We start from the raw sequence: 381 nt of genomic DNA on the forward strand, positions 1-381 counted from the left end.
GCCCACAGCCGACCCGCACGCCGCCAGACCACCCAGGCAATGGGCCACAGCCGACCCACTGGCCGCCGGCCCGAGTGCCGCCGCCCGGCCGGTCGCTCCCTGGCGGCGCCACCTGCGAATCGCAAGGCCCAGCCTCGCGCGGGCCGCGCTGATCCGCCTCACTCGTCCCAGCCCGCCGCCCGCCCTGCGTGAGGCCATGTGGTGGCGGGCCAGGCGGCCGAAGGCCGGGCCGCGGCGGGACCGGGCCCTCGCCCTGGTCACGCTCGCCGCGATCGTGCTGTCACTCGCCGCCTGTCACGGCTTCGCCGCGTCCCGGCTCGCCTACCCCGACGCGATCTCGCACCTCCTCATCGCGCGGCGGGTCGTCGACTCCCCCACCCC

1 protein-coding gene is annotated in these 381 nt (G+C 78.0%); it reads left to right on the top strand.

Translation table 11 applies throughout. From position 1 onward, the window contains the following. Positions 1–381 (top strand): hypothetical protein (locus C1I98_RS42510; protein WP_199537623.1); only part of this gene is annotated, 381 nt, incomplete at both ends.

The organism is Spongiactinospora gelatinilytica (assembly GCF_003236385.1).
Classification (GTDB): Bacteria; Actinomycetota; Actinomycetes; order Streptosporangiales; family Streptosporangiaceae; genus Spongiactinospora; species Spongiactinospora gelatinilytica.